Below are 7,265 nucleotides of genomic sequence, written 5' to 3'. Positions count from 1 at the left end.
GATTCGCAAGGATACGGTGCTGGACGAGCTGTCAGCCGCAGAGTGGTTCCAGGATCTGCAGCCCGGTCAGTTCCGGATGATCGCGGAGCGGACCATGGTCTTCGGTGAAGTGATGCGGGGAGTGGCCACCAGGTCACCCACGGGTGATCTGGTGATCATCGCGACGGACTTTCACGTGTGGGAACCGTGGCAACTGTACAAGCTTCGTTGGACGATCGAGTCCACTTTTGGCTCGCAAAAATCGCGGGGCTTCGATCTGGAACGGACCGGGGTCACACCCCCCACTCGGTTGGAGCGACTGTTCGGTCTGGTGACCCTAGCGTGGCTGGGCTGCCTGCGAATTGGCGTCTGGCGTCACGAAACGAAACCGATCCGGGTACTGGCCCATGGCCGGAAGGCCATGAGCTTGGTGCGCTACGGCTCGGAAGAACTGCGTCATGTCCTGCGGTGGATTCCCGAGAGAATCAGCGAGATCCTACGAATCTTGATAAGTCCTTTTCCCCCACTGGGACAGCCGGAATCTGAAGTTGTCGGCTACTGAGCTCGTGAGGTACCAAATACCTGGATGTTGTATCGGGTAACATTTCTTGACTTTGAAACGTTTGGTGATCCCTATTGATCCCGCCCCATGACGCCTCTGCTTACTCAGCTTGCTCCGTCTCAAATTCGGGATTTTGAAGAGCCTGTATGGCATCAACTAGCGCAGCATCAGCCAATTGCGGGCAGTGCGAGCCGGGTTGATAAGCACCACCTCTGCGCATCAATCTGAGGTTCAGGACGGCCATGGCCTGTAACGTCTGCCCCGAGGTCAGCAGGATCTTGGCGTGCTCGTACCCGAAGGCATTAATTTGAGTTTGATCGTGTCCACCGGGCTTGTACTGGTGACCCGTGACCTCATACTCTCCCTCCTCAAGGTGCCGCTGCCATTCGTCACCCAGCAGTTCCTTAAGCGGCGAAACGGCCGTGTGAATGGCGATACCAAGGCCATGCTCGTTGCCGTACACGGAAAAGTTCTCCTGCATATTGACCGTGACCCGGCAGTAGACGCTGTCATCTTTCCCGAGCCCATACGGGAGACAGGTCACGATCCAGAAGTCCTGTTCGGTGCGGTTGGGAAAAGGCAGTGTTGACACCAGATAGAGCCCCAGAAGTCTGAGCGCATCCTGCGCGTGGGGCAAGGTCATGAGCTGTTCGAACTTGTGGCGCTGCCGTCGCCTCAGCGACTCGTCATGGACGTGTGATTCACCGTCCTGCAAGTCCGCATTGCCCCGCAGCCAGGCGTCCTGTTCTTCCGGAGTGACCACCTCGTCGAAAGGCCGTTTGCCGCGGACCACACTCATATGCGTGAAGTTCCGCAGCAGCATTCCCGCGGCCTCCAGGGTATGGATGCAGCGCTGCTCCTCGGCGTCCAGCTCCCCTGCGGGCACGCATTTGAAGGTGAGCTGGGTCAGGTCGGCGTAGGTTTTTCGGTGGTTTAAGTAGCGCTTCGTCACATCAACCGCCTGGCCGACGTACCGTTCGCCATCCGCGAATCCGAGGATGTAGATACCGCAGCGCTGTCCGGCCCGGTGCAGGCGGGCCACCGACGTCTGGCCCGTCACGTCCTGAAAGGGTGGGAAGCCCAGTGCTGACAGGAGATGGTCAGTCATCTGTGGCCCGCCGCATTGTCCAGCCGCCGCCACCGAACAACCGTTCGCCTTCCTGCAGGAGCGCCTGCGGGGTCGGGTACATCCAGCCTTTGAGCGTGGCGTTCAGTTCAGAATGAACCCCCTGGCACGCCTGCAGGGCCAGGGCCAGAATCTCGCCACTGGGCGTGCCCCAGCGCTTTTCAAGTGCCATCAGCCGGAGCTGAACAACGAGGCCGTACTGAAAACTTTCTTGCCTGCTCATTTTCTTCTCCCTTTCTCTTTCAGCCAGATGCCATCCTTGACGGCCTTCATGTCATCTATCGGCTGTGCATAGAGGTAGACCCAGCAGGGCACGGTCATCTGGTCTTTCCCACTGTCGACCAGGGCCACGGTGCGGTGTCTGACGAACAGCGGCGGATCGTCATTCGTCCCCTCGATCACATCGAAGAGATCCAGCGCCATGTGGACGGTGTTCGCCGTAAACTCGAACACCACGCCCTGCACGGTGTCGGCCGCGCGGTCACTGCGGACTAGGCACGGATAGTCCATTCCACTGTCGTACAGCAGGTAGCCCGCCAGGAGCGCCGGGCGGTGGCCTTCGGGAAGACTGCCCTCGACCAGCCCGGACCGGCTAAAGCCGGGCTTCATGCTGCCGTAGGTGAAAAAGTGAACTGGGAAGTCATTTTCCCCCGGCTGCTCGAACCGGACGCTCAGGCCGACGGTTTCGATGATGCGGGTCACGCCCGCCGGGATCAGCTGGATCTTGTTGCTCTCGACAGAACTGACGTACTGCCGGGTCACGACTGCCTTGTCCGCGACTTCCTGCAGGGTGAGGCCAAGCTCCTCGCGTCTGCGCCGGATGTCCTGACCGTCCAGCAGGGCGGTCATGCTGCGCCCGCCAGCCACCAGTCAAACAGCCGGAGCCAGCCCAGATCATCCTTGATCAGCGTCTCCGGGTGGAACTGAACACCAATGGCACCGGGACGGTACCAGGCTTCCGGCAGACCGTCGTCAGCGGTGGCGATCACTTCCAGACCAGACCCAACCCGGTCAATACCCTGGTGATGGGTGGAATTGACCAGAGCCTGCTCACCGAGGTGCCGCGCGCCGGCACCACTGAACTTGACCGAATGCATCTCAGGGTGTGCGCAACCGCGTTCAGTCTCAAGGTCCTGCCAGAGCGTTCCGCCCAGGGCGACGTTGAGCAGCTGCGCCCCCCGGCACAGTCCGAGAAAAGGCACATCGGCCGCGAGCACGGCCTTTATGGTGTCCAGTTCGCGGGCGTCTCGCTCAGGATTCACTTGGCGACTGGCACGGTTCTCCTGACCATACAGCCCCGGCGTCAGGTCAGGGCCGCCACCGGCGAGAACCGCGTCCACTTCTCCGACTGTCAAGTGTGAATTGAGCACTTGGCAAGTGACCTGAGGGTAATGGGTGCGGAACAGCGCCTCAATATCGGCAGCCCGGCTGCTTTGCAGAAGTCCAATTTGCATCTTCATACTTGACATCTTAGATTTACTTGAATATTTTGTCAAGTCTAGATTTATACATAGCAGTTTGATTCACCCGTAGAAGTGCCTGATCAACGTGCAAAGTGGGGTGAATCAACGCGCCTTGACAAGTGACGCTTGACAAGCTTTTCGCTCAGCTGGTGACGAAAAGCAAACTAGATTCTGACCATACTGAACAGTGTTTTCACTACCTCTGAATCAGGGGCAGTGCGAGACTTCGTCCAGAAACCTGCGCTACCGACATGAGCAATCTGCATTCTTGCGGCTGGGAGGGCAACTCCTGATGGTTTCCACTGAACCTTTCTCCGTGCCGATTGACTCCAGTCTGGCATTAGATGGCTAGAACTGAATCCCTTGAAAAACCCGCGCAGCACGCCTTCAATAGAGTTTTAAGTGATCCGCCCAATCAAAATAGATATCAGCTTCTGTCCTGAGCGCAGGTTTCCGGACGAAGTCCCAGCTCACCCCGTCACACCATGCAGGTGCCATGGAACTGCCGCTTAACCTGCGACAACGCCGTGATCATCCTGCCCGCCCGCTGAGCAGGCGGCCCAGTTGCCGCAGCATCTCACCCTCCCCAAGTGCTGACCACGGCTGATGGTCACCCTGAGAGAAGTCAAAGTCGTCCTGGCTCCTGCGGTAGATGCGCACACCCTCCGCCGCCGCCGTCACGATCACCTGCGCTCCCAGGCGCAGGCCATACGACTTGGCCTGCCAGAAGGCTTCGCGCCAGTCCCGCTCACCGGCCATGCGGTACTTCACCTCGACCAGGGCGTGAACCCGCTGCTCCGGAGCCGTGCCGCTCACGCCGATGGCGTAGTCCGGGTAGACCCGCTCACCGCGTCCCATCCGTACGGAAAGCTGCCGCACCCAGTCTCCACTCTCCAGTCCCGCCCGGCGCAGAAGTGGCTCGACGAGTTGCAGCTCAACGTCACGCTCGTTCCCGAGCGCCGACAGGTCCACCGCTTCCTGAGGCATGAAATGGGGAATCCCTTCGGGGAGGTCCGCCTTGACCGAGAGCATCTGAAGCACGCGTTCGTATTCGCCGTGTGAAAGGGCCTTTCCGCTGGCACCCTGCAGATTGGCCCTGACGTATTTATTCCCGCCCAGATAGGCATCAGCCGCGATCTCACCGAAGGTCAGGCTCGGGAGCCGCAGGGGCGTGCCAATCTGCACCGATTGCTTGTAATGGAAGAATGGATCAACGTACGCGTCCTCAACCACCCGCCACAGCGCGTTATAGCCTCAATCGCCCGAAAACCCCTGATAAGGGCCTAAAGACTGTCCCAGTCGTTATTCCCGCGCACGGCTTCGAGTGTGTTGGAGAGCGAATCCAAAGTTCGTACTTTCGATCTGACCCCGAACTCCGGCCCCTTTAGAGCCTTTGAGCTTGTTCTCTAACGGCAAAACAGCAGCAAAAGTGCGCAGTATGGGCATTGGGCGAACTTACTGGATCACGCCTTGCAACCTTAACGGGGGTTTTCGGGCGATTGAGGCTACAACGCGCACAGGGAATGCACCGCGCTGACTGGACTGCGGATGTACATCAGGCAGACGTCGCCCCGGCGCATATCGAGGCTGCCCTGCCAGTTAACCTCGGTGACCGCTTGCTGTTCTTCCATCCATTCCAGGTCGCCGTTCTCCACACCGCCGATCAGCAGCCAGGCGTTACGAGGCTCAGGCAGTTCGCCCTGCCCTGTGTCGTACACATAGTTGACGGAGAAGTCATGCAGGAAGGCCAGCAACTCCGGCAGGGTCAGCCCGCTGAGCTGCCGGAACTCCTGAAAGGCGGCACACCAGTGACCGTAGTAAAGCCAGCGGGCCAGCCGGTCTTTTTTAGGCGGCACGGGGGGCAGGGGAATGCCGAAGGTCTCCGAGACGCGGGACACGAGGTAGTAATGCCCGGTCAACCCGTAAGGCAAAAAGGTCTCCGGATAGGCGAGATGCAGGCCCAGACTGACCAGCGAGAGGTTCGAGAAAGCGTCGTCGAGCGTGAGGACATCGTCCTCACCCTCAGAGAGTTTGACGGTCCCGTTGTCCATCAGATCGGTCAGAAGACGCTGCACCTGATCTGGCGTCTCGACGGGGAACTGCCGGGCCGCGTCCCGAATGGCGACGATGAATTGCAGGTCTTCCTCGTCCAACGGAGCGTCTTCCCAGTCCATCCCCTCAACGGTTTGCGCCCCAACCCATTGGCCGACACCCAGAAAGGGCTCGAGCAGATTGGCCCGGTCGGCGAAGTCGTCCAACGTCTGAAAATAAGCAAGGGCCTGCTCTCCCTCGAACGTATTGAGATACAGCGCCCAGACGTACCTGTTCAGGGTGGTGGCCATGCTCAATGGTAAGCGATGACCTCGGCGGATTCGGCACAGACTCAGCGTTGTTCCTGTGGATCAGAAGGTAGTTTTCGCCATTTGAGACCCATACTAGACGGCATTTTCCTGATAACGGTACCAACCAGAGGCCACGCGGCACCCATTGGGCATCGCTTGGTGGCCGTGATTCCTGGGCTGAGCTCAGGCGGCCTGTGGCCGCTTCCCTACCCGCGTCGGCGCGATCTGCCGCAGTGCATCCAGCAGCCCAAAGTTCCGCAAGCCATTCACCACTAGCGCAGCGGGACGATTCTGCGCGCGGTTGCCCATCTGCTGGTCCTGCCGGATGTCGTGCAGCACGCGCGCCATGATGTGCGCCACGTCCTCGGTCCAGTCCTGCCCCTGATCGTGTGCCCGGAGGGTCTGCCAGATCAGCCAGCACCAGAAGCGCAGATTTTCCGAGTCCCCAAACGACGCGGCCAGTGTGCGCGCGGTTTTCTCCACCAGCTCGCCCCGGCGGCTGCGCGAGAGGCCCGCGAGAGTCGGAAGACTAAAAACCGCGTCCAGGCCGTCTGTGAAGGCGGGTGCAACAGTCAGTGTAACGTCTTGGGTTTGGGTGGAAAATGCAGCTAACACCCACTTTTCAAGCTCTCCTCTTTCTACAGCCTTCAGGCTTTTAACTGACTGTTGCGTTCTGGATTGGGGGCGTGTGGGTGGGGATTTCTGGGCGCGCGTCGCGGCGGCGTTGATCGTCGCCGCCGCCCGGCCACGGGGGACCGCTTCGCCGTCTGCCCTGGCCTGCGCCCTCGCCGTTGCCCGCTCGGTGGCCCGTGCCTGTGCTGCTGTCCGCTCGGCGGCCTTCGCCTGCCGTTGGGTGCGTTCGGCCTGCTGGCGTTCCTCGGTGCGGGTCAGGGCGTAGACGGTGCGGCCCTGCCGGGCGTCCCTGTCCAGATCGCGCCAGGGAAAGGCGAGATCGGACTTCGTGACCTTGACGGCGTGGGCGTGGCCGGACAGCACGCGCTCCGGGCAGAGACTGACCGCCCAGACCTTGCCCGTGACGGCGGTCTGCCCGCGCAGGGTGTCGTAATGGTCCACGCTTGCCAGCACCCCGGTGGCGATCAGCGGGCGCAGGTTGCGCCAAACCGTCACGCGGTCCCGCTCGATGTGGGCGGCCAGCAGCTCCAACGGCAGATGGAAGACCGCCACATCGGGCCGGACAGGAACGCCGCGCGCCCTGACCGACTCCAGGGCGAGGCCGAATAGCACGCGGAAGATCTTCCGGGCGGTGGCCGGGCAATCGGCGCTGTCCATACAGGCGGTCAGGGACTTGATGGGATTGAACAGCACCAGCGGCGCGGGCGGCTCGGTGAACTGAGCACGGCGGGTGTTACGGGCGGCGGTAAAGTCGTGAACCGTCCGCATGGGGGCCTCTACACTGGGCCGTGCAAGCCCAGGGGCCGGGACAGGTGGCGGTCCCTGGTGGCCCAGCGGCCAGGATTCGGCGGGTGCGCGGGTCCTGACAAGGCTGCCGAGGTGCTCGAACAGCGGCGCGGCATGGCTCCTCTTCCGTCCCTGAGCGCGTTCGGTGCGGAGAGGCAGAGCAGTCGCGGAGGCAGGTTGAGAGGCTGTCGGTGCGGGGGCGTCCGCGAGGTGCGCGAACAGGCCATCGAGTGGGCCGCTGCTGCGCCCCCGGGCCCGCTGTTCCTGCACGAAGCGGGTGAGAAAGTTTTTCCCTGACGGCGAGACTTCTGAGGAGTTTGTCTTTTCCATCGTCGCTTGGATCTCCAAGCGCCTGACCTGGGTGAAGGAGCCAC

The 7,265-nt window shown here is 61.3% G+C and carries 7 protein-coding genes and 1 pseudogene; 1 reads left to right on the top strand and 7 read right to left on the bottom strand.

Going from position 1 to position 7,265, the window contains the following annotated elements:
• A pseudogene (locus Q319_RS0121900) lies at positions 1-541 on the top strand (IS4 family transposase); the annotation flags it as partial.
• A gap of 100 nt (positions 542-641) precedes the next feature.
• On the opposite strand, the gene Q319_RS25910 reads toward Q319_RS0121900, so the two are convergent.
• The 7 genes from Q319_RS25910 to Q319_RS0121865 form a co-directional block, all read right to left on the bottom strand.
• Positions 642-1,649 (bottom strand): GIY-YIG nuclease family protein, encoded by a 1,008-nt coding sequence (locus Q319_RS25910; RefSeq protein ID WP_051655672.1) that lies wholly within the window; start codon positions 1,647-1,649, stop codon positions 642-644.
• Complete coding sequence (locus tag Q319_RS0121890) at positions 1,642-1,890, bottom strand: hypothetical protein (RefSeq protein WP_029484538.1); 249 nt, start codon at positions 1,888-1,890, stop codon at positions 1,642-1,644. The genes Q319_RS25910 and Q319_RS0121890 overlap by 8 nt, the downstream gene beginning before the upstream one ends.
• Positions 1,887-2,516 carry a gamma-glutamylcyclotransferase gene (locus Q319_RS0121885; RefSeq protein ID WP_034416295.1) on the bottom strand — a complete coding sequence of 210 codons (630 nt, stop codon included), beginning with the start codon at positions 2,514-2,516 and terminating at the stop codon, positions 1,887-1,889. The genes Q319_RS0121890 and Q319_RS0121885 overlap by 4 nt, the downstream gene beginning before the upstream one ends.
• Positions 2,513-3,127 (bottom strand): gamma-glutamyl-gamma-aminobutyrate hydrolase family protein, encoded by a 615-nt coding sequence (locus Q319_RS26590; RefSeq protein ID WP_162178694.1) that lies wholly within the window; start codon positions 3,125-3,127, stop codon positions 2,513-2,515. Before Q319_RS26590 ends, Q319_RS0121885 begins: the two co-directional genes overlap by 4 nt.
• A gap of 534 nt (positions 3,128-3,661) precedes the next feature.
• Positions 3,662-4,363 carry a hypothetical protein gene (locus Q319_RS0121875; RefSeq protein ID WP_029484535.1) on the bottom strand — a complete coding sequence of 234 codons (702 nt, stop codon included), beginning with the start codon at positions 4,361-4,363 and terminating at the stop codon, positions 3,662-3,664.
• A 272-nt stretch (positions 4,364-4,635) separates the two neighbouring features.
• A complete protein-coding gene (locus Q319_RS0121870; RefSeq protein ID WP_034416290.1) occupies positions 4,636-5,472 on the bottom strand; it encodes a hypothetical protein in 837 nt (278 codons plus the stop codon).
• 183 nt (positions 5,473-5,655) lie between these two features.
• Positions 5,656-6,873 carry a hypothetical protein gene (locus Q319_RS0121865; protein WP_029484533.1) on the bottom strand — a complete coding sequence of 406 codons (1,218 nt, stop codon included), beginning with the start codon at positions 6,871-6,873 and terminating at the stop codon, positions 5,656-5,658.
• Between the last annotated feature and the right edge of the window lie 392 nt (positions 6,874-7,265).

The sequence above is a fragment of the Deinococcus marmoris DSM 12784 genome (assembly GCF_000701405.1).
Lineage (GTDB): Bacteria > Deinococcota > Deinococci > Deinococcales > Deinococcaceae > Deinococcus > Deinococcus marmoris.
Note: the sequence above shows the minus strand (reverse complement) of the source record. Positions and strands in the feature narration are given on the sequence as shown.

Coding starts and splice junctions, on each gene's coding strand:
- Q319_RS25910 (WP_051655672.1), bottom strand. CDS start 1,649: ATGACTGACCATCTCCTGTCAGCACTGGGCTTCCCACCCTTTCAGGAC.
- Q319_RS0121890 (WP_029484538.1), bottom strand. CDS start 1,890: ATGAGCAGGCAAGAAAGTTTTCAGTACGGCCTCGTTGTTCAGCTCCGG.
- Q319_RS0121885 (WP_034416295.1), bottom strand. CDS start 2,516: ATGACCGCCCTGCTGGACGGTCAGGACATCCGGCGCAGACGCGAGGAG.
- Q319_RS26590 (WP_162178694.1), bottom strand. CDS start 3,127: ATGAAGATGCAAATTGGACTTCTGCAAAGCAGCCGGGCTGCCGATATT.
- Q319_RS0121870 (WP_034416290.1), bottom strand. CDS start 5,472: ATGGCCACCACCCTGAACAGGTACGTCTGGGCGCTGTATCTCAATACG.
- Q319_RS0121865 (WP_029484533.1), bottom strand. CDS start 6,873: ATGCGGACGGTTCACGACTTTACCGCCGCCCGTAACACCCGCCGTGCT.